Origin of the sequence: Sphingobium sp. TCM1 (assembly GCF_001650725.1) — a bacterium.
GTDB lineage: Bacteria > Pseudomonadota > Alphaproteobacteria > Sphingomonadales > Sphingomonadaceae > Sphingobium.
Map to the genome: position 1 here is coordinate 1 of NZ_LXVX01000040.1, position 17,768 is coordinate 17,768.

Annotated in this window: 20 protein-coding genes; 7 read left to right on the plus strand and 13 right to left on the minus strand. The window is 66.6% G+C overall.

Translation table 11 applies throughout. The features are described 5' to 3' along the window. Window positions 1-317: 317 nt before the first annotated feature. Complete coding sequence (gene dapE, locus A7Q26_RS23280) at window positions 318-1,475, minus strand: succinyl-diaminopimelate desuccinylase (protein ID WP_443018184.1); 1,158 nt, start codon at window positions 1,473-1,475, stop codon at window positions 318-320. 63 nt (window positions 1,476-1,538) lie between these two features. Here dapE and A7Q26_RS23285 point away from each other — a divergent pair, with 63 nt between their 5' ends. Then, window positions 1,539-1,982, plus strand: coding sequence for a cupin domain-containing protein (locus tag A7Q26_RS23285; protein WP_066865371.1), 444 nt, complete (start codon window positions 1,539-1,541; stop codon window positions 1,980-1,982). 26 nt (window positions 1,983-2,008) lie between these two features. After that, window positions 2,009-3,025, plus strand: coding sequence for a S66 peptidase family protein (locus A7Q26_RS23290; protein WP_232313902.1), 1,017 nt, complete (start codon window positions 2,009-2,011; stop codon window positions 3,023-3,025). Between the two features lie 4 nt (window positions 3,026-3,029). On the opposite strand, the gene A7Q26_RS23295 is transcribed toward A7Q26_RS23290, so the two are convergent. The 4 genes from A7Q26_RS23295 to A7Q26_RS23310 all read right to left on the minus strand — a co-directional run bounded on the left by A7Q26_RS23295 (window position 3,030) and on the right by A7Q26_RS23310 (window position 6,729). Beyond that, window positions 3,030-3,614 (minus strand): histidine phosphatase family protein, encoded by a 585-nt coding sequence (locus A7Q26_RS23295; protein WP_066865373.1) that lies wholly within the window; start codon window positions 3,612-3,614, stop codon window positions 3,030-3,032. A gap of 5 nt (window positions 3,615-3,619) precedes the next feature. Then, on the minus strand, window positions 3,620-4,429 hold the full coding sequence (gene kdsB / locus A7Q26_RS23300; protein ID WP_066865376.1) for a 3-deoxy-manno-octulosonate cytidylyltransferase: 810 nt from the start codon (window positions 4,427-4,429) through the stop codon (window positions 3,620-3,622). Further along, window positions 4,426-5,436 (minus strand): KpsF/GutQ family sugar-phosphate isomerase, encoded by a 1,011-nt coding sequence (locus A7Q26_RS23305; protein ID WP_066865379.1) that lies wholly within the window; start codon window positions 5,434-5,436, stop codon window positions 4,426-4,428. The genes kdsB and A7Q26_RS23305 overlap by 4 nt, the downstream gene beginning before the upstream one ends. 291 nt (window positions 5,437-5,727) lie before the next feature. Then, window positions 5,728-6,729: an NAD-dependent epimerase/dehydratase family protein gene (locus tag A7Q26_RS23310; protein WP_066865382.1), complete on the minus strand. Its 1,002-nt coding sequence runs from the start codon at window positions 6,727-6,729 to the stop codon at window positions 5,728-5,730. A gap of 147 nt (window positions 6,730-6,876) precedes the next feature. On the opposite strand from A7Q26_RS23310, the gene A7Q26_RS23315 reads away from it, so the two are divergent. Together A7Q26_RS23315 and A7Q26_RS23320 are read left to right on the plus strand one after the other, a co-directional pair. After that, window positions 6,877-8,007: a GNAT family N-acetyltransferase gene (locus A7Q26_RS23315; RefSeq protein WP_066865385.1), complete on the plus strand. Its 1,131-nt coding sequence runs from the start codon at window positions 6,877-6,879 to the stop codon at window positions 8,005-8,007. After that, window positions 8,004-8,873, plus strand: coding sequence for a cupin-like domain-containing protein (locus A7Q26_RS23320; protein ID WP_066865388.1), 870 nt, complete (start codon window positions 8,004-8,006; stop codon window positions 8,871-8,873). Before A7Q26_RS23315 ends, A7Q26_RS23320 begins: the two co-directional genes overlap by 4 nt. On the opposite strand, the gene A7Q26_RS23325 is transcribed toward A7Q26_RS23320, so the two are convergent. From A7Q26_RS23325 to bla, 3 genes are read right to left on the minus strand one after another with little or no spacing between them, the layout of a single operon-like run. After that, window positions 8,851-9,918, minus strand: coding sequence for a GNAT family N-acetyltransferase (locus tag A7Q26_RS23325; protein ID WP_066865390.1), 1,068 nt, complete (start codon window positions 9,916-9,918; stop codon window positions 8,851-8,853). The genes A7Q26_RS23320 and A7Q26_RS23325 overlap by 23 nt on opposite strands. A 44-nt stretch (window positions 9,919-9,962) precedes the next feature. Next, entirely contained in the window at window positions 9,963-10,328 is a 366-nt protein-coding gene (locus tag A7Q26_RS23330) for a DUF962 domain-containing protein (RefSeq protein WP_066865527.1), read from the minus strand. A gap of 45 nt (window positions 10,329-10,373) precedes the next feature. Beyond that, complete coding sequence (gene bla, locus A7Q26_RS23335; RefSeq protein WP_066865530.1) at window positions 10,374-11,432, minus strand: class A beta-lactamase; 1,059 nt, start codon at window positions 11,430-11,432, stop codon at window positions 10,374-10,376. Between the two features lie 82 nt (window positions 11,433-11,514). Here bla and ung point away from each other — a divergent pair, with 82 nt between their 5' ends. Both ung and A7Q26_RS23345 read left to right on the plus strand, forming a co-directional pair. Further along, the gene (gene ung, locus A7Q26_RS23340; RefSeq protein ID WP_066865393.1) at window positions 11,515-12,228 is read left to right on the plus strand and encodes a uracil-DNA glycosylase; all 714 of its coding nucleotides are present in this window, start codon (window positions 11,515-11,517) and stop codon (window positions 12,226-12,228) included. Window positions 12,229-12,341: 113 nt separating this feature from the next. Beyond that, window positions 12,342-12,695, plus strand: coding sequence for a glycine zipper 2TM domain-containing protein (locus A7Q26_RS23345; RefSeq protein WP_066865396.1), 354 nt, complete (start codon window positions 12,342-12,344; stop codon window positions 12,693-12,695). A 145-nt stretch (window positions 12,696-12,840) separates the two neighbouring features. On the opposite strand, the gene rpoZ is transcribed toward A7Q26_RS23345, so the two are convergent. Next, window positions 12,841-13,185, minus strand: coding sequence for a DNA-directed RNA polymerase subunit omega (gene rpoZ / locus A7Q26_RS23350; RefSeq protein ID WP_066865398.1), 345 nt, complete (start codon window positions 13,183-13,185; stop codon window positions 12,841-12,843). Between the two features lie 86 nt (window positions 13,186-13,271). Between rpoZ and A7Q26_RS23355 the strand changes: the two genes are divergently transcribed. After that, entirely contained in the window at window positions 13,272-14,510 is a 1,239-nt protein-coding gene (locus tag A7Q26_RS23355; protein WP_066865401.1) for a phospholipase D-like domain-containing protein, read from the plus strand. 31 nt (window positions 14,511-14,541) lie between these two features. Here A7Q26_RS23355 and A7Q26_RS23360 read toward each other — a convergent pair whose 3' ends face one another. From A7Q26_RS23360 to A7Q26_RS23375, 4 genes are all read right to left on the minus strand, one after another. Next, window positions 14,542-14,910 (minus strand): hypothetical protein, encoded by a 369-nt coding sequence (locus A7Q26_RS23360; RefSeq protein ID WP_066865404.1) that lies wholly within the window; start codon window positions 14,908-14,910, stop codon window positions 14,542-14,544. Between the two features lie 172 nt (window positions 14,911-15,082). After that, the gene (locus A7Q26_RS23365) at window positions 15,083-15,643 is read right to left on the minus strand and encodes a hypothetical protein (protein WP_066865407.1); all 561 of its coding nucleotides are present in this window, start codon (window positions 15,641-15,643) and stop codon (window positions 15,083-15,085) included. Next, on the minus strand, window positions 15,640-16,989 hold the full coding sequence (locus A7Q26_RS23370) for a sensor histidine kinase (RefSeq protein ID WP_066865410.1): 1,350 nt from the start codon (window positions 16,987-16,989) through the stop codon (window positions 15,640-15,642). Before A7Q26_RS23370 ends, A7Q26_RS23365 begins: the two co-directional genes overlap by 4 nt. Continuing rightward, a complete protein-coding gene (locus tag A7Q26_RS23375; protein WP_066865413.1) occupies window positions 16,982-17,695 on the minus strand; it encodes a response regulator transcription factor in 714 nt (237 codons plus the stop codon). Before A7Q26_RS23375 ends, A7Q26_RS23370 begins: the two co-directional genes overlap by 8 nt. Window positions 17,696-17,768 lie beyond the last annotated feature (73 nt).

Below are 17,768 nucleotides of genomic sequence, written 5' to 3' on the forward strand. Positions count from 1 at the left end.
AGATGTGTATAAGAGACAGGTCTGGGTCGTTTGCGGAAATCCGCAACTCCATCCCTCGCCCCTGCGCCCTCGGCAAAAACCCTTCCAATGTAGGATCTTCTCTGATCTATCCTGGCGGATGGAACAGCCTGCCGCTCCCCTGCCGCCCTTGCTGGCGCCGTGCCGCATCGCCCGGTGCCGCGCCGCTGCCGCGCGGGCGGCGCGCAGGCGCGTCGGGGACGCGTCGCGGGCGCTTTGCGGAGGCTTTTCCGGCAAAATTGCGACGTCGGTGTGAACTTCGCGGGACGAGCGCCGGCGTCCGTCGAACGGCGAAAATCTCAGCCGCGCGCCAGCGCCCGTTCCACCACCAGCGCATAGATGCGCGTCAGGTCGCGCAGATCCTGCACCGCAACCGCCTCGTCCAGCTTGTGCATGGTCGCATTGTTCAGGCCGAACTCCACCACCGGGCAGAGACGCGACAGGAAGCGCGCGTCGGACGTGCCGCCGGTGGTGGACAATTCCGCCTCCACCCGGGTCACGTCGCGGATCGCGCCGCGCACCAGGTCGGACAGGGCGCCCGGCTGGGTCAGGAAGGATTCGCCGCTGATCCGCGCCTCCACCGTGCCGCCCTCGGTCGCCGCGATGGCCTTGATCCGTTCGATCAGCGATGCGCCGCTATGCTGGTCGTTGAAACGGATCGAGATGCGCGCCGTCGCCTTGCCGGGGATGACATTATGCGCGGCATTGCCGACCTCCAGGTCGGTGATCTCGATATTGCTGGGCTGGAACCAGTCGGTCCCCTCGTCCAACACCTCCGCCTCGATCGCCGTCAGGATGCGTACCAGCCGGGGGATCGGATTGTCGGCCAGATGCGGATAGGCGACATGGCCCTGGCTGCCCGCGACGCTGATCCACATGTTGACCGACCCGCGCCGGCCGATCTTGACCACGTCGCCCAGCCGCGCCGACGATGTCGGCTCGCCCACCAGGCAGAGGTCGGGGCGCAGGTCGCGCGCCGCCATCCGGTCCATCAGCGCCAGCGTGCCATGGACCGCCGGACCTTCCTCGTCGCCGGTGATGATCAGGCTGATCGTGCCGGGCAGGTCGTCGGGCAGGTCGGACAGCGCCGCCACGAAGGCGGCGATCGATCCCTTCATGTCCACCGCGCCCCGGCCGTAGAGCAGGTCGCCGCGCATTTCCGGCGCGAAGGGGTCGCTGGTCCAGCCCGGCCCCGGCGGCACCACGTCCAGATGCCCGGCAAACGCGAAATGCGGTCCCGCGCCCGTGGTGCGCCAGGCGAGCAGATTTTCGACCGGCCCGTCGGGCGCGGCCCCCGTGACGAAGCGGTCGACGGTGAAGCCGAGCGGCGCGAGCATTGCCTCAAGGGCCGTAAAGACTTCGCCGGTGGCGGGTGTTACCGAGGGGCAGGCCATCAGGCGCTGGGCCAGGGCCACGACGGTGTCATGGGGCATATCGGGGTCTTTGGGGCTGGTCATGCTCATGCCGCCGCGTTAGCGAAAGCCGTGCCCGTTGGCCAGCGGCAGAAGGAGGATGAGGCCATGCCTCGCATCGATCTGGACAGCATCGCCCCGGTAAACAGCACCGGCTACCCGAACGCCCATGCCGGCATGGTCAGGGAAAGATGGGTCCGGCGGCTGGGTCCGGTGAGCGGACTGTCCGATTTCGGGGTCAGTCATGTCGTGCTGAAGCCCGGCGCGGCCTCTTCCCACCGGCACTGGCATGAGGATGAGGATGAATTCATCGTGGTGCTGGCGGGCGAGGCGGTACTGGTCGAGGACGACGCGCGGACCCTGCTGCATCCGGGCGACATGGCGGCCTTCCCCAAGGGCGAACCCAACGGCCATCATCTGGTCAATGAAAGCGGCGCGGATTGCGTGCTCCTCGCCTTCGGCCGTCCGCCATCGGGCGATTGCCATTATTCGGACGTGGACATGCTATGGTCGGGCGGAGCCTACCGCCACAGGGATGGGAGCAGCTATTGACGGGAATGATGGAGCGCCGCGCGTGGATGAAGAGCGCGGCCATGGCCGCCATGCTGGCGGCGGCGCGGACGCCCGCTGCGGCGGCCACCACAGGACTGATCCTGCCGCCCCGCCTGCGGCAGGGCGATATGGTCGGCCTGATCGAGCCGGCGGGCTTCACCGACGATGCGTTCGACCTCGACCTGGTCAAGGAAACGATCAGCGCCATGGGGCTGCGGCCCAAGCCCGCGCGCCATCTGGCGGACCGCCACGGCTATCTGGCGGGCACCGATGCCGATCGGGCGGCAGACGTGAATGCGATGTTCGCCGACCCGGAGGTGCGCGCGGTGTTCGCGGTGCGCGGCGGCTGGGGATGCGCGCGCATCCTACCGCTGCTCGATTTCGCCACCATCCGCAAAAATCCCAAGCTGCTGGTCGGCTTTTCCGACATTACCGCGCTGCACCTGGCCTTTGCGGCGAAGGCGGGTTTCACCACCATCCACGGCCCCAATGCGTCGAGCAGCTGGGGCAGCTATAGCTGGGAGGCCTTCCGCTCGGTCGCGTTCGACGCCGGGACGCCGACCTTCGCCAACCCGCAGGGGCATGAGGATCGACTGGTGCAGCGCGCGGGCCGCATCCGCACCTTTCGCCCCGGCACGGCGCGGGGCAGACTGCTGGGCGGCAACCTCACCGTGCTGGCGGCGCTGATGGGGACGCCATGGCTGCCCGATTTTTCCGGCGCGATCCTCTTCATCGAGGATATCAGCGAGCAGCCCTACCGGATCGACCGGATGCTGACCCAGTTGAAGCTGGCCGGTATGCTCGACAGGCTCAAGGGCGTGGTGTTCGGCCAGTGCAGCGATTGCGGCCCGGCCGGCGCCAGCTATGGCGGCTTCACCCTGTCGCAGGTGCTGCAACAGCATCTGGAACCGCTCGGCATTCCCGCCTTTCAGGGCGGCCAGTTCGGCCATGTCGCCAACCAGTATAGCCTGCCGCTGGGCGTGCAGGCGGAAATGGATGCAACGGCGGGCACGATCCGGCTGCTAGAGCCGGCGGTGGCCTGAGCGGTCAGGGACGTTCGTCCCAGCGGACCAGCCGGACGGCGCCATCCGCTTCGACGATGAACTCGCCGAACGCCCCGGTCCGCAGCTTGCGCGGCGGCAGGCCCAGCGCCAGGAGGGCGAAACGGGCCGCGCCATTGCTGGTGACGAGCAGGTCAACCCCCTCGCGCTGCTCGGCGAAGACGGCGCTCCAGGCGGCAAGGCGTGCTTCTGCGTCGACGATCCAGCCGTCGGGCGCGACGCCCTGCTCTTCCCACAGCGCCAGCGCCGGCGCGCCGATCCGCGCCGTCACCTCGGCTTCGGACCGCCCCTCGTCCGGACCATGATCGATCTCGCCCAGCCAGTCGCGCGCACCGTCAGGCGCGTGACCCGTCGCCGTCGCGATCGCCTGCGCCGTTTCGCGGGCGCGCAGCAGCGGGCTGGACAGCAGGCGGCCGATCCGAATGCCCTCCCCGGCGAACCAGCCACCCAGCCGCTCCGCCTGGGCGCGGCCGCTCTCCACCAGCGGAATGTCGGTGCGCGATCCGATCCGGCGCGGCTCCTCGCCGCTGGTGAAGGTATTGCCGTGGCGAATGACGAAGATACGGCGCATGGCGGTCAGAGCGGCGGCGTGGGATCGCCATGCTCGGCGATCAGCCGTTCGACGCGGTCGATATCGGCCTCGGTATCGATGCCCGAACTGTCGAACCGCGGCGGATCGACCGCGACGGTCATGACGGGGATGCCCAGTTCCAGCAGCCGCAACTGCTCCAGCCCTTCGAGCGTTTCAAGCGCGGTCGGCGGGCACGCCTCGAAGCGGCGCAGCGCGTCCAGCGCATAGCCGTACAGGCCGACATGGCGCCACACCGGCGAGAGCGGCTGGCTGGCGCGCAACCTGTCCTCGTCGCGGATCGCCGGAATGATGGTCTTGGAAAACCAAAGCGCCCGGCCGTCAGGCGCGCGCGCGCAACTGGTGCCGCTGAAGGGCGAGCGCGTCTTGTGATCGCGCAGCGCGTCGAGCGCCGCCCAGTCGAGCGCGATCACCGGCGTGGCAACCTCAGCCCCCCGCTCCAGCGTCGCGATGACCGCGCCGAGCGCGCCTTCCGGCTGGAAGGGCGAGTCCCCCTGGAGATTGATGACGAACTGCGGCGCCTGCGCCCTGGCCAGCGCCGCGGCCAGGGCCCGGCCCGATCCGGTCGCGATCGCGCGGTCGGTCATGATCGCCGGGCAGCCGACAGCCTGCGCATGATCGGCGATTTCCGCGTCATCGGTCGCGACCACCAGCGCGACATCGCTGCGGCCCGCGATGGCCGCGCGGGCCATCGCGATAGTGCGATGCAGCAGGCTGCGGCCGGCGATCAGCCGTAGCGGCTTGCGCGGCAGGCGGGTCGATCCGGCACGCGCGGGAATGACGACAAGATGGTTCAGACGACCCCGGCGTGCAGCAGGTCGTGCATGTGGAGCGCGCCCTTCAGCCGGCCATTTTCACAGACGAAGAGCAGCATGATATTACGCTCATGCATCATGTGCAGCGCTTCGGACGCCAGTTCGTCGGGCGCCACCGACTGGGGCGTCGTGGTCATGAAACGGCCGACGGATTCGGTCAGATTCTGCTTGCCCGTGACGGTGCGACGCAGGTCGCCATCGGTGAAGGCGCCGATCAGGCGACCGCTTCGGTCGATGATCGCCGTACCGCCCAACCGGCCGCGCGTCATTTCGATCGTGGCGTCCAGCAGCGATGCGTCCTCGCTGACCTTGGGCACATTGTCGCCGGTCGCCATGAGTTCGCGCACCTTGAGCAGTTGCGCGCCGAGGCGGCCATTGGGATGGAATTTGTAGAAATCGTCGGCGGAGAAACCGCGCATCTCCATCAGCGAAATGGCAAGCGCGTCGCCAAAGGCCATTTGTACCGTGGTCGACGTGGTCGGCGCCAGCGCATTGGGGCAGGCTTCCGGCACGTCCGGCATCAGGACGCAGATATCGGCCGCCTGCGCGACCGTGCTCTGCGACCGGGCGGTCATGCCCAGCAGCGGAATGGCGAAGCGCTTGCAATATTGGATGATGGGGCCGAGTTCGGTGGATTCACCCGAATGGGACAGCATCAGAACGACGTCGTCCGGAGTGACCATGCCGAGGTCGCCATGGCCCGCGTCAGCGGGATGCAGGAAGATGGCGGGCGTGCCGGTCGAGGTGAGGGTCGCCGTCATCTTGCGCGCGACGATGCCGCTCTTGCCGATGCCGGTGACGATCACACGGCCCCGGACATTCATCAACACGCCGACGAGGCGGAGAAAATTCGCGGCGAAATCCCGTTCGCTGAAGCGGGCTTCCAAAGCATGAAGGCCGCTGGCGGCGATCGAAAGGCTTCGACATGCGGATTCGACGATACGTCCGCCGGAGCCGAAAGGCACGATCTTAGATGGTGATGTCGACACTCGCTTGCCCTTTTTTCCGCCTGTTCCCCGAGCCTCCACTCAAAAGAACCGGCGGCGACGAACCGCCGAATTCGGCGTGTCGTCTTTCCACGTTTCGCGACCTCCTGCCGGCCTATAGCCAGATCAGTGCGCCTGTCTACGCCGTTTCAGCAAGTTATGGCAATCCATTTTGCAGATGCGAAGGGTCGCGCCGGCAAAAAATACCGACGCCAACATTTTGGAAACACGGCAGAGCGACCGAGCATGACGACGAACCGCGCATCTTTTTTGCCGCTCATGCGTGGTGCAGCATCACCCCGCCCGGTGATAGGCCCGATACCATTCGACAAAGCGCGGCACGCCCGACTCGATCGCGGTGGTGGGGGCAAAGCCGATATCCTGCGCGATGGCGCTGATGTCGGCGAAGGTGGCATGGACGTCTCCGGGCTGCATCGGCTGGAAGTCGATTTCGGCCTTGCGGCCGATCGCATCCTCCAGCACGGCGATGAGGTGCATCAGTTCCTCGGGCCGGTTGTTGCCGATATTGTAAAGCCGGTGCGGCGCGCGACTGCCGCCCGCCTTGGCCGCGCCGTCATCGGCGGGCGGATGATCCAGGCAGCCGATGATGCCGGTGACGATATCGTCGATATAGGTGAAGTCGCGCTGCATCCGGCCATGGTTGAACACCGGGATCGGCTCCCCGGCCAGGATTTTCGACGTGAAGATCCACATCGCCATGTCGGGACGCCCCCAGGGGCCATAGACGGTGAAGAAGCGCAGGCCCGTCATCGGAATGCGGAAAAGATGGGCATAGGTTTCGCTCATCAGTTCGTCGGCCCGCTTGGTCGCCGCGTAGAGCGAGACGGGGTGATCGGCCCGATCCTCGACCCGGAAGGGCAGGCTGTCATTGCCGCCATAGACCGATGAGGAGGAGGCATAGACAAGATGCCGCACCCGCCTCTCCCGCGCCAGTTCGAGCATATTGACATGCCCCGCCAGGTTGGAACGGACATAGGCGTGCGGATTGATGAGGGAGTAGCGCACTCCCGCCTGGGCGCCCAGGTGGACGATCGCCTCGATCACCTGGTCGTGCAGCGCAGCCTGAACCGCGTCCATGTCCGCAAAGTCCAGTTCATGGAAGGTGAAGAGCCGGCCATGAGCCTGATGCAGCGCATCGAGCCGGGCGCGCTTGAGCGATACGGGATAATAATCATTGAGATTGTCGATGCCGACGACGGCATGACCCTGCGCCATCAGCCGGTCGGCGACGTGCATACCGATGAAGCCGGCTGCGCCGGTGACAAGAATCGTCATGCCATTTCTCTCCGTTCAGGCGTCACCCTCGTCTCGTCCGAACAGACGGTGGATGTAAAGCCCCCGTCGGTCGTATCGCCCGAATGCGCCATGCACCGCTCATTCAGGCTTAGGCTTTCCCTAATCTTTCCCATCTAAGGCCGGGCCATGGACATGGCTGCCCATCCTTCCCCGTCTGCCTTCCCCGCCCCCGTGACGGCGTATAGGACGCGCTGGGCGGCGCTGGCGCAGGAAGCGGCGGAAGCCAATGCCTTCTATGCGCCCGACATGCTGGGCGCTGCGCTGGATCATCTGGCCGGGGATGCTGCGGTCCATCTGCTTGAGGCGCGCGGGGATGATGGACTGATCGGCCTGCTGCCCGTCGTCACGCGAACGCGCCATGGCCGGCTGCCGATCGGATGCGTGTCCAACTGGATACACGATCATTGTTTTTTCGGCGCGCCCATGATCCGGCGGGGCCGGGAACTGGCAGCCTGGCGCGATTTCATGACGCAGCTGGACGCGGCACCCTGGGCACGCGGCTTCCTGCATCTGGAGGCGCTGGACGCGGCAGGGGCCAATGCCGCTGCGATCGAGGCGCTCTGCGTCGAGCAGCGACGCGGGCGCCGTGAAATTCATCGCTACGACCGCGCCATGTTGCGATCGGACCTGGATGCGGACAGCTATTGGGAAAGCCAGGTCCGTTCCAAGAAGCGCAAGGAGTTGCGGCGGCTCCAGAAGCGGCTGGCCGAACTGGGCGTGGTAGAGCAGAGACTGCTGACCGATCCGGCGGACCTCCCGCTATGGTGCGACGCGTTCCTGGCGCTCGAAGCGTCGGGCTGGAAAGGCGCGGCAGGGTCCGCGCTCGCCTGCAAGGCCGGAGACAGCGCCTTCTTCCGCGCCGCCTGCGCCGCCGCCATCGCAGCACGCCGCCTGCATTTCCTGCGGCTCGACCTGGACGGACGACCCATCGCCATGCTGGTCAATTTCCGTCATGGCGAAGGCGGCTTTTCCTTCAAGATCGCGATCGACGAAGCACTGGGCCGTTTTTCCCCCGGCGTGCTGATCGAGATCGCGAACCTGCACGCGGTTCAGGGCGATCCCGAGATCGGCTGGATGGATAGCTGCGCCGCCGCCGATCATCCGATGATCGACAGCCTGTGGGCCGAGCGCCGGACCATAGTCCAATATCGTATCGCCCTTCATGGCAGGGGGAGGGCACGGTTGCAGAGAAGCGCCGCCTTCGCCCTCGCCAACGCCGCCGAACGGCTTGCCCAGATTGTGAAAGGACAGGGATGACCGCCCAAAGCCTCATCGCGGCCGGCGACGCCGCCACCTTCCCCGACAGCGCGCGCGCGACCTTCGCCGCCGCCTATCCCGACCAGCCCGTCAAGCTGACCCACGGGCTCGTTGGCCACGGTCTCCTGACCCTTGACGCGCTGGCCGCGCTGGCGGAGCGGATGCCGGCATCCTCGGTCGAATATAATCTGGGCAAGCTGCCGCTGGGGGTGCGCCCGGAAGACACACCCTCGAACGGGCTCACGCTGGGCGAAACGATCCGCACGATCGAGAGCAACGGCAGCTGGGCCGTGCTCAAGAATGTCGAGCGCGACCCGGCCTATGCCGCGCTGCTCGACGATGCGCTGGCCGAACTGGCGCCGATCGTCGCGGGGCAGACCGGGCCGATGCTGCACCGGGAAGCCTTCATCTTCCTGACCTCGCCCGGCAGCGTCACGCCGTTCCACATGGACCCGGAGCATAATATCCTGCTCCAGATCATGGGGACCAAGACCATGACCGTCTTTCCCGCGCGTGACGAAGCGTTGGTGCCCGCGCAGAAAAGCGAGGATTTCCACAATGGCGGGCATCGCAATCTCGTCTGGCAGGACGGGTTCAAGGCACGCGGCGCGGCCTTCGCGCTTGCGCCGGGCGACGCCATCCATGTGCCCGTGAAGGCGCCGCATTTCGTGGAGAACGGCCCGGCCGTCTCGGTCAGCCTGTCGGTCACATGGAGGTCCGAACGGTCCGTCGCGGAAGGCGAGTTGCACAGCTTCAACGCGCTGCTGCGACGGCGCGGCCTGCCGACCGGCAGGGTCAGCGCGCGGCCGGAGACGCAGGGATTGCGCCGCTTCGTCTATCGCGTCATGCGGAAGCTGGGCGCCTGAGCAGCCGGCGCAGCAGCGCCTCCGCCTCCAGCCGGGGCGTGAACCGTTCCAGCACCCACCATTCCAGCCGTTCTTCGCAGGTGGAGAGGCTCTGCTTGTAGCGATCCTTGCCGGCCAGGAAGGAATAGCGCCCCAACCCCTGTCCCGCATAACGCCCCACGGCGGCGGCGTGGCAGAGCAGCCCCGGCTTGTCCTTCGTCCCGCGCGGCTCGGCAAAGGCCGACTGATAGTTCATCGCCACGCCGCGATGCACGAAATTGACGAGCAGACCGACCGCATCCCCGCCGTCGGTGAAGCGCAGCAGTTCCACCTGCCCGTCCGGCAGGCCGCGCGCTGCCAGTGTGGCGACGAAAGCGCGAAAAGCCGCATCGTCCCATGCATTGTCGGCGTGGCGCCCCTGATTGAGCGCCGCCATCTCGGCGATCCAGGGATCGATGTCCGCCGACGTGCCGACCGCGACCTGGGGCAGCACCCCGCCCCGATCCTTCATCGCACGGCGTATCTGGCTGCGCGTATTGGCGCTGAGCAACGAGAGATAGTCGCCCCCGGCGGCGCGGACAGCGTCGAGGTCGACCTGATAGACGGGCGAGGTATCGGCACGGATGCGACGACGGGCGCGCAGGTCGAGCAACGGCGTGCCCGGAAGGACGCCGCTCAGCAGCAGGGCGCGCCAGTCGCGGCGGCGAGCCAGCGCATCGGCCGCCACGGCGGACGCGTCGACCTCGCGGCCCGCCTCCGTGAGAAGGCCGTTATATTCCACATAGGGCCGATCGGCCGCCGGATCGCCCGACTGGTTCAGGGCGAGCGTCGCGACCGGTCCCAGCAGGCGCGGCCGCATGGCATGGCCGACCAGCGCCAGCGCCACGTCGCGCGCCTCCCCGTCCGTCACGGCCAGCAATTCGGGATCGACGGCGTAGCTGTCGAGCCAGGTGCCGACCCAGGTCCAGCCGAGGAAGAAGGAACCGGTCGACCGCGCCTCCAGCGCCTGCCAGCGCCGGGCAAGAGCCGCCCGATCGGGCCGGGAAAAAGTCGCGACGAGAGCCATGGCGCCCCTTGTCGCAGAGCGCCCGCCCGGGTCAAGCGGCTGAATCAGACGCAGATTCGCCGGGCAGGATCTATCGTGCCGTCGGGACGCACCCCGGCGCGAGCCAGGTCGCGCTGCATATGGCCGGTCAGGAAACGCTGCCACATAACGAAATCGGCGCGCAGCGACCAGAAGGGATAGCGAAAGGTCGCGGGCCGGTTTCGCTCGATCAGGCCATGGCCGAGCCAGGCGAAGCCATAGCCCGCCAGCGGCAACGCAGCCGCGATCCACCAGCGCCCCGTCAAGGGGGCGGCCGCCGCGAGTCCGATCACCAGGCTGGTGCCGGCATAATGCAGTACCCGCGTGCCGGGCCGCGCATGTTCCTGCAGATAATAGGGCCAGAAATCGCGGAAGCGGTTGATGCTGGTCACGGTCATCCTCTCTGACCGCAATCGTAACGACTTTCCTGATGTCTGTTAAGACTTATGCGCCAGACCGTGCGCTCTTTCAGGAGCATAGAGGAAATAATCATAAGCCGCGCGCGCCGCCTCGGCGATGATCCGGTCGCGCGACCGGTGGCCCTTGCTGTCCTTCATGACGAAGACGGCGACCGCAAAGCGCCGGCCGTCAGGCAGCCGCACCACGCCGACATCGTTGCCGGTGCCGTTCAGCGACCCGGTCTTGTGCGCGACCGCCGTGCCGGGCGGCAACATGCCGACGATCCGCGCCTTGCCGGTCTCGCAATGGGCCATGATGGTGAACAGCCGCTGGGTACTCGCCGCCGACAGGGCGCGCCCGGATGCATAGGCGGTGATGAGGTCGAGCATCGCCGATGGCGTGGACGTATCCTTGGGGTCCATGGCGAAATTGAGGTTGGGCAGGTCGCGAATGTCGCGCGTGACGAGCAGCGGATCGGCCCGGCGCGCCGCTTCGGCATTCTGGCGGAAGCTGCCCGACAGGGGATTGATGCCCATGGCGCGGTAGAGAAGGTGGGCCGTGTCGCTGTCGACGCGCAGCCCGTTGACGCCCAGTTTGGCGACAAAGCCGGTGATCGCCTGCGGACCGCCCGCGCGCGCGACCAGAACATCGGTTGCATTATTGTCGCTCTTTTGGAGCATCAGTTCGAGCAGCCGGTCGACCGACAGCGACGCGCCGGGACGCGAGAACATCCAGGCGATGCCGCCCTCGCTCGCCAGCGCCGGGTCGAGCGCCAGCTGATCGTCCAGCCGCAATTCGCCCGCGTCGACCAGCGCGAAAATCCGCCCCGCCACGGCGACCTTGTAGGCGCTTGCCATCGGGAACAGCGTGTCGCCGTTCAGCGCCTGCGTCTCGCCGGTCTGGAGGTCGCGCACCGCAATGCCGACACTGCCGTCTGACAGCGTCGCGAAGCGCGCGAATTCGGCAAGCAGCTTTGCCTCAGCCGTCTGCTGGAGCACCGGCTTGGGTGGCGGGCCGAAGGCATCGGCGCTGGGCAGCGGCGTGAAGAACAGGCCGAGAGCGGCCAGGGAGGCAGTCAGACGAAGCAATTGCGGCATGGCCATCTCCTCGCGCAATGCGGCGACCAAGGCAAGCCCTGGATGGTTGACGCCGGCCGCCGCGCGCATCATCACCGCGACCATGAGCGACATGATCAAGCTGCACGAAAGCTGGCGTTTGCCGCTGGCCGAGCAATTTTCCGCCCCACACATGCTGGCCCTCAAGACCTTCCTTCAGGGCGAAAAGGCGGCGGGCAAGCGCATCTTCCCCAAGGGCGGCGAATATTTCCGCGCGCTCGACCTCACGCCGCTCGACCAGGTGAAGGCCGTGATCCTGGGGCAGGATCCCTATCATGGCGAAGGCCAGGCCCATGGCCTTTGCTTTTCGGTGCAGCCCGGCGTGCGTACCCCGCCCTCGCTGGTCAACATCTATAAGGAAATGCAGGCCGACCTGGGCATCGCGCCCGCCCGCCATGGCTTTCTGGAGCATTGGGCGAAGCAGGGCGTGCTGCTGCTCAACAGCGTGCTGACGGTGGAAATGGGGCGCGCCGCGTCGCATCAGGGCAAGGGCTGGGAGTTGTTCACCGACGCGGTCGTGCGGCTGGTCGCACAGAAGGAGGATCCGGTCGTGTTCCTGCTCTGGGGCGCCTATGCCCAGCGCAAGGCGGGCTTTGTCGATCAGGACCGCCATCTGGTGATCAAGTCGGCCCACCCGTCGCCCCTGTCGGCGCACAATGGCTTTCACGGCTCACGCCCCTTTTCCAGGGCCAACGCCTTTCTGGAGGCGAAGGGGCGCGGAGCGATCGACTGGGCCTTGCCGGAGAGCGGTGCGGAGCAAAGGGCACTGTCCCTCTAAGCCGTCGCTTCTCAAGCTGAACGGGGGATAACAGTCCGGTTCAGGATGGGAACAAGGACGTACTGCCATATCTCCGCCTGTAATCAAGGATTTCGGGTCTGGAGGAGAAACTGATGACCATAAGCAAAGCCATTTTGGCCACCGCCCTCGCCGCCGCCACGCTGACGGCCGTCATGCCGTCGGTGTCCTACGCAGATGACGGCCATCGTCGCTGGAGCCGCGAGCGCCACTATCGCGATCATGACCGGCATGACCGCCGCTATGCCCAGCGCAGCGACTATCGCGACGACAACCGTTATCGCTGCCGCAAGTCGGGCGGCACGACCGGCCTTCTGCTGGGCGGCGTCGCAGGCGCCCTTCTGGGCCGCGCGGTCGACACTCGGGGCGATCGCGCGCCCGGCACCATCATCGGCGCTGGCGCGGGTGCACTGGCCGGCCGGGCGATCGACCGCAATTCGAGCTGCTGACGGAACAAGGCACCGGACGGCTCCCGACAGGGCCGTCCCGCCTCCCCCTGGCAATCATCGTTCCGGCGCCCCTTGGCCGGACATATCAAGGCCCGGTCCTGCTTGCGCAGGCCGGGCCTCATTCCCTCTCCGAACTTGTCAGAAATCAGCCGTCGTAGTCGCCGCCGATATTCTGGTTGCGCGGCGGCGCAGCAGCGGTCAGGCGCAGCGCCTCCGCCGACTGGGCAATCGAGCCGATCTCGTCAGGGGTATCGTCATCATCGATCTGCACCTTCTGCAGCGACGCGACGAGCGAATCATGCAGATCGTCAGGCAGGACCGTCTCTTCCGCAATTTCGCGCAGGGCGACGACGGGATTCTTGTCGCGGTCGCGATCGAGCGTCAGCTCGGCGCCGCCGGAAATCTCTCGCGCGCGCTGGGCGGCGAGCAGGACGAGGTCAAAACGGTTGGTAACCTTGTCGACGCAATCTTCGACGGTGACGCGGGCCAAACGGGCCTCCTGAAACAGCGAATGGAAATTGAACCCCGGCGCCTAGCAGTGCCGTCGGCGAGAGTCAATGAAAAGGCCATAAAGCCATGGCGTGGCGCGCCCAAAAGGGGCATGAAGAGACTATGGCGACCGTCAAGCCTGCCTGCCCATCCCGCGACGCGGAGGAGATTCGCGTCACGTTGGCCGGCAATCAGTTGCGCCTGATCGTCGAGGGGGCGGCGTTGCGCGCGACGCTCATCGACCTGATTGGCAGCGCCCGCCACAGCCTCAAACTCTATTATTATATCTTCGCGCAGGACGGCAGCGGCACGATGGTGCGCGACGCGCTGATCGCGGCGCGCGCGCGCGGCGTGGCGGTGACGCTGATGGTCGACGGCTTCGGCTCCGGCCATGCGCCCGACAGCTTCTTTGCCCCGCTGGTGGAGGCCGGCGCCCGGTTCGGGCGGTTCGGTACGCGCCGGTCGACCCGATATCTGATCCGCAACCATCAGAAAATGGCGATCGCCGACAATCAACGCCTGCTAATCGGCGGATTCAATGTCGAAGACGGCTATTTCGGCATCCCGGCCGAGGATTGCTGGCGCGACCTGGGGCTGTGGGTCGAGGGCGAGCAGGTCGAGGCAATGACCCGCTGGTACGGACAGCTCTGGCGCTGGGTATCGACCCGCAAGCAGCGATTCCGCACCTTGAGGTACATGGTGCGCAGTTGGCCCGCCATGCAGCATCATGATCGGGCCACCCCTTTCCGCTGGTTGATCGGCGGCCCCACGCGGCGGCTCAGCCCCTGGGCGCAAGTGGTGAAACATGATCTGGAGCAGGCCCGCCGCGTGGACATGATCGCGGCCTATTTCTCGCCGGGCCGCGGAATGCTTAAGCGCATCGCCCGTGCAGCCCGGCGCGAGGGCGCCAGGATCATCCTGCCGGCCAAGTCCGACAATGGCGCCACCGTAGCGGCCGCGCGGCTCCTATATGGGCCGCTGCTCAAGCGTGGCGTGGAAATCCGCGAATATCAGCCGTGCAAGCTGCACATGAAGCTGCTGGTCATCGACGATGCGGTTTTCATCGGCTCCGCCAATTTCGACATGCGCAGCCTGTTCCTGAACCTGGAGGTGATGCTCCGGATCGAGGACAAGGGATTTGCCGCAGTGGTGCGGGATTTCATCGCGCGGGAGGCCGGCGAGAGCCGCCTCATCACGATGGAACAGCATCGGGCCAGCCGCACATTTCTGACCCTTGCCAAGCAGTGGATCAGTTATCTTCTGGTCGGCGTGCTCGACTATACGGTCACGCGCCGGCTCAACTTCCGCGATCCCGACGCGGATTGACAGGGAGGGGACGACGCCCCTCCCCAAGCATTTAGCGACCGGCGGCGGGCAGGACGCGAACTTCACCGACAGGATAGCCCTTCTCGGCCATTTCCTTGGCATAGTCACCGCGAGCATCGGCCAGTTCGGCGCGATATTCCTCCCAGGCGTCGCGATTATCTTCGGCATCCGACGAACCGCGCAGGTCCTTGGTCAATTCCTTGCGCGCCTCGGCCAGATCGGTCTGGTAGTTGAACCAGTAGTCATTCTCGACACCCGCGATCGGCGCCTGGTAGACGAGTTGATCCTCGACCTGCGCCAGTTGCTCCTCGTAGCTTACCGGGCCTTCAGGGCTTTGCGCCAGCGCGGCGACGGGGGTCAGGCCCAGCAGGGCCGCGGCAAAAAGCTTCGAACGGTTCATGGGTTCTTCTCCTCTTTGCTGATCTGAACCATGTGCTGCACAACGCCCCAGCCCCCGCGCTTTGCGCCTGAACGGATGTGCAGAATGGACGAAGCGACCGCGCGCGACGACGGGCCGAGCGCCCCCAGACGGCCCGGATAGACATTTTCAATATTTATATCAGAGGCTTGATCTATCTGACGACCAGATAGAAGCTGGCGGGCGCCGAGCCGCCATTTTCGATCACGATATTGAAGCGATCGGTGAAGAGAGGCATCCAGGCGCAATCGACCTGCGGCCCGCCGACCGGCTTGGCGCAGAGCGTCGCGCCGTCCGCGCCCTGGACGCGGATGGACAGGTTTGCGGGGCGCGCTGCAGGTGCGACGAAAATCTGTGCGCGCTGCCCGCCCAGAAACAGTTGCCGCATGACGAGGCTTGCGCCCGGCACGAGCGAACCGCGCCGATAGGCCGGCCCCAGGGCTCGCCCGCGAAAGTCCGGCGTCGTCCCGGTGACGCCATGATCCCTCGCCTCCCGCGTCCAGCGCGCGGCCAGATCCTCCTGCCCCTCCGCCGGCTTGGCGCCCAGCGCGACGAGGCTCTGCACCCGGTCCAGCAAGGCGGCATGATCGCCGCTCGACTGCGCCGCCTCGCCCTCCAGCAGCGTGCGCAAGATCGGATCGTCCGGCAGCATGTCGGTCGCGGTGGCGTGCGGCGACGCCGCCAGCAACAGTCCCGGCAACAGCAGCCCGATCATGATTCATCCTCCGGCTGCACGACGAAGCGCGCGCCGGGCGCGGCGTCTTCCACATAGAGCGACAGGCCATGCCGCTCCGCGATCGCCAGCGCAAGGGACAGGCCCAGGCCATGGCCGCCGTCCGGCGCTCCGTCGAGCCGGACGTACCGTTCGAAAATGCGATGCCGATCGGCACGAGGGATGCCGGGGCCATCATCCTGCACGACGATATAGGGCCCCGGCGACAGTTCGAGCGACACAGTCCCGCCGCTCGGCACATATTTGAAGCCATTGTCGAGCAGGTTGGACATCAGCCGCATCATCTGCATGGGGTCGGCGCGGAACAACACTCCCGGCGCGATTCGCGCATGGAAGCCAATGCCCAGTTCCTCTGCGCTCGCGCCATAGAGGTCGGCCAGACTCTCGGCGATGTCGCTCAGATTGACCTCCGCCAGACCGCGCATGTCGCCGCGCATCGCCTGCGTCCCGGCAATGTCCAGCAGCGAATCGAGCAGGCGGACGACGCCCCGGATCTCGGCCCGCGACTGATCCAGCGTCCGCAGCAGCATCTCGTCCTGCGTCGCCTCCATCGCCTTGAGGATGCGGGTATCGAGATGCATCAGCGGCGTTCGTATCTCATGCGCAGTCTGGTCGGACACGGTCCGTTGCGCCTCGACCAGCCGTTCGACCTGGTCCAGCATCGCGTTGGTGTTGGCAGCCAGTTCGGCCAGTTCGTCATTGTTCCCGGCGCCAGGCGCCCGCGCCGCGATGTGGCCGGCGCGAACCGAGGCGAATGTAGCGTTCACCGCCTCGACCCGCGCGCGCAGCCGGCGCGCGGCGAAATGCCCGGCCACGAGGCTGAGCAAGGCGATCAACGCACCAGCCGTGGCGAAGGCCATGGCCAGACGCGCCAGCAACGCCTGTCCACGATAATCGCTGCGCCCTACGACCAGCCGGGCATCAGGTGCGAGCCGCGTCGCCCGCGCGAACATCCGCTCGCCGGCTGGCAGCGCGACGAAGCGGGCTTCCGATACTTCGGGCGCGATGGCCGGCCACCGGTCGAGATTCCCGGCCAGGGGATGGCCATCGGCGTCGGCGAGAAGATACCAGACCCTCTCGCCATCTTCCCGCTGGACAGCCAGGCGATCGGCGATGCGCGCCCGCAATTCGTCATCGCCACTGCTCACATAGATATCGGCCAGTCCGGCCAGATCGGTGTCGACCTCCCGCCCCAGCATCGTTCGCGCGTCATTGTCGACGATCTGCCGGACCACCAGAAACAGGACAAGGGTCGACACCAGGCTGACCAGCAGCGCCGACAGCGTGACCCGGCCGAAGACCGACCGGAAGAGACCGGGCCTAGCCAATCGCCTGCCCGTTCCGCGCGATCAGCCGATAACCGGTGCCCCAGACGGTTTCGAGCACGGGACTGTCGAATCCATCCTCCAGCTTGCGGCGCAGGCGCCCGACATTGACGTCGACGACATTGGTCTGGGGATCGAAACTGAGTTTCCAGACATGGCGCAGCAGCATTTCGCGCGTCACCACTTCGCCCGCATGGTCCATCAAGTAGCGGAACAGCTCGAATTCCTTGGGCGACAGCGGCAGATGACGCCCCTGACGAAAGGCGGTGCGGGCCTTGACATGGCATTCCAGGTCGCCGAACAGCAACACCGGATCATGGCTGCTGCGGCGGCTGGCGCGGCGCCAGAGCGCGCGGACGCGGGCGACCAGTTCATCCGGCTCGAACGGCTTGGCCAGATAATCATCGACGCCGCTTTCCAACCCCTCGACCCGATGCTCGCTGCGGCCCAGAGCAGACAGCATCAGGACAGGCGCCCCCACCCCCGCCACGCGCATCCGGGTCACGACGTCGATGCCGGACAGATAGGGCAGCATCCGGTCGAGGATGATGACATCATGATGCCCGCTGCCGGCGCGATGCAGGCCCGCCTGCCCGTCCTCCGCCTGCTCCACCACCATGCCGGCGCCGCTCAATATGGCGGCAATATTGACGCGCGCAGCAGCGTCATCCTCCACCAGCAAGACGGAAATCTGATCGGACTGCGGCATAACTCCCCCGACTTAGCCATAACGACAAAGGCCGCCAGTGACAAAGGCTGTTAGCCTGTCACCGGCGGCCGAC

Bases quoted from the DNA above. Each gene is read 5' to 3' on its own strand.
- A7Q26_RS23290 (WP_232313902.1), top strand. From the start codon at position 2,009: ATGAAGAGCGCGGCCATGGCCGCCATGCTGGCGGCGGCGCGGACGCCC.
- A7Q26_RS23285 (WP_066865371.1), top strand. From the start codon at position 1,539: ATGCCTCGCATCGATCTGGACAGCATCGCCCCGGTAAACAGCACCGGC.
- A7Q26_RS23345 (WP_066865396.1), top strand. From the start codon at position 12,342: ATGACCATAAGCAAAGCCATTTTGGCCACCGCCCTCGCCGCCGCCACG.
- A7Q26_RS23375 (WP_066865413.1), bottom strand. From the start codon at position 17,695: ATGCCGCAGTCCGATCAGATTTCCGTCTTGCTGGTGGAGGATGACGCT.
- A7Q26_RS23360 (WP_066865404.1), bottom strand. From the start codon at position 14,910: ATGAACCGTTCGAAGCTTTTTGCCGCGGCCCTGCTGGGCCTGACCCCC.
- A7Q26_RS23355 (WP_066865401.1), top strand. From the start codon at position 13,272: ATGGCGTGGCGCGCCCAAAAGGGGCATGAAGAGACTATGGCGACCGTC.
- dapE (WP_443018184.1), bottom strand. From the start codon at position 1,475: ATGACCAGCCCCAAAGACCCCGATATGCCCCATGACACCGTCGTGGCC.
- A7Q26_RS23325 (WP_066865390.1), bottom strand. From the start codon at position 9,918: ATGGCTCTCGTCGCGACTTTTTCCCGGCCCGATCGGGCGGCTCTTGCC.
- A7Q26_RS23310 (WP_066865382.1), bottom strand. From the start codon at position 6,729: ATGACGATTCTTGTCACCGGCGCAGCCGGCTTCATCGGTATGCACGTC.
- A7Q26_RS23295 (WP_066865373.1), bottom strand. From the start codon at position 3,614: ATGCGCCGTATCTTCGTCATTCGCCACGGCAATACCTTCACCAGCGGC.
- bla (WP_066865530.1), bottom strand. From the start codon at position 11,432: ATGCCGCAATTGCTTCGTCTGACTGCCTCCCTGGCCGCTCTCGGCCTG.
- ung (WP_066865393.1), top strand. From the start codon at position 11,515: ATGAGCGACATGATCAAGCTGCACGAAAGCTGGCGTTTGCCGCTGGCC.
- A7Q26_RS23320 (WP_066865388.1), top strand. From the start codon at position 8,004: ATGACCGCCCAAAGCCTCATCGCGGCCGGCGACGCCGCCACCTTCCCC.
- A7Q26_RS23315 (WP_066865385.1), top strand. From the start codon at position 6,877: ATGGACATGGCTGCCCATCCTTCCCCGTCTGCCTTCCCCGCCCCCGTG.
- A7Q26_RS23365 (WP_066865407.1), bottom strand. From the start codon at position 15,643: ATGATCGGGCTGCTGTTGCCGGGACTGTTGCTGGCGGCGTCGCCGCAC.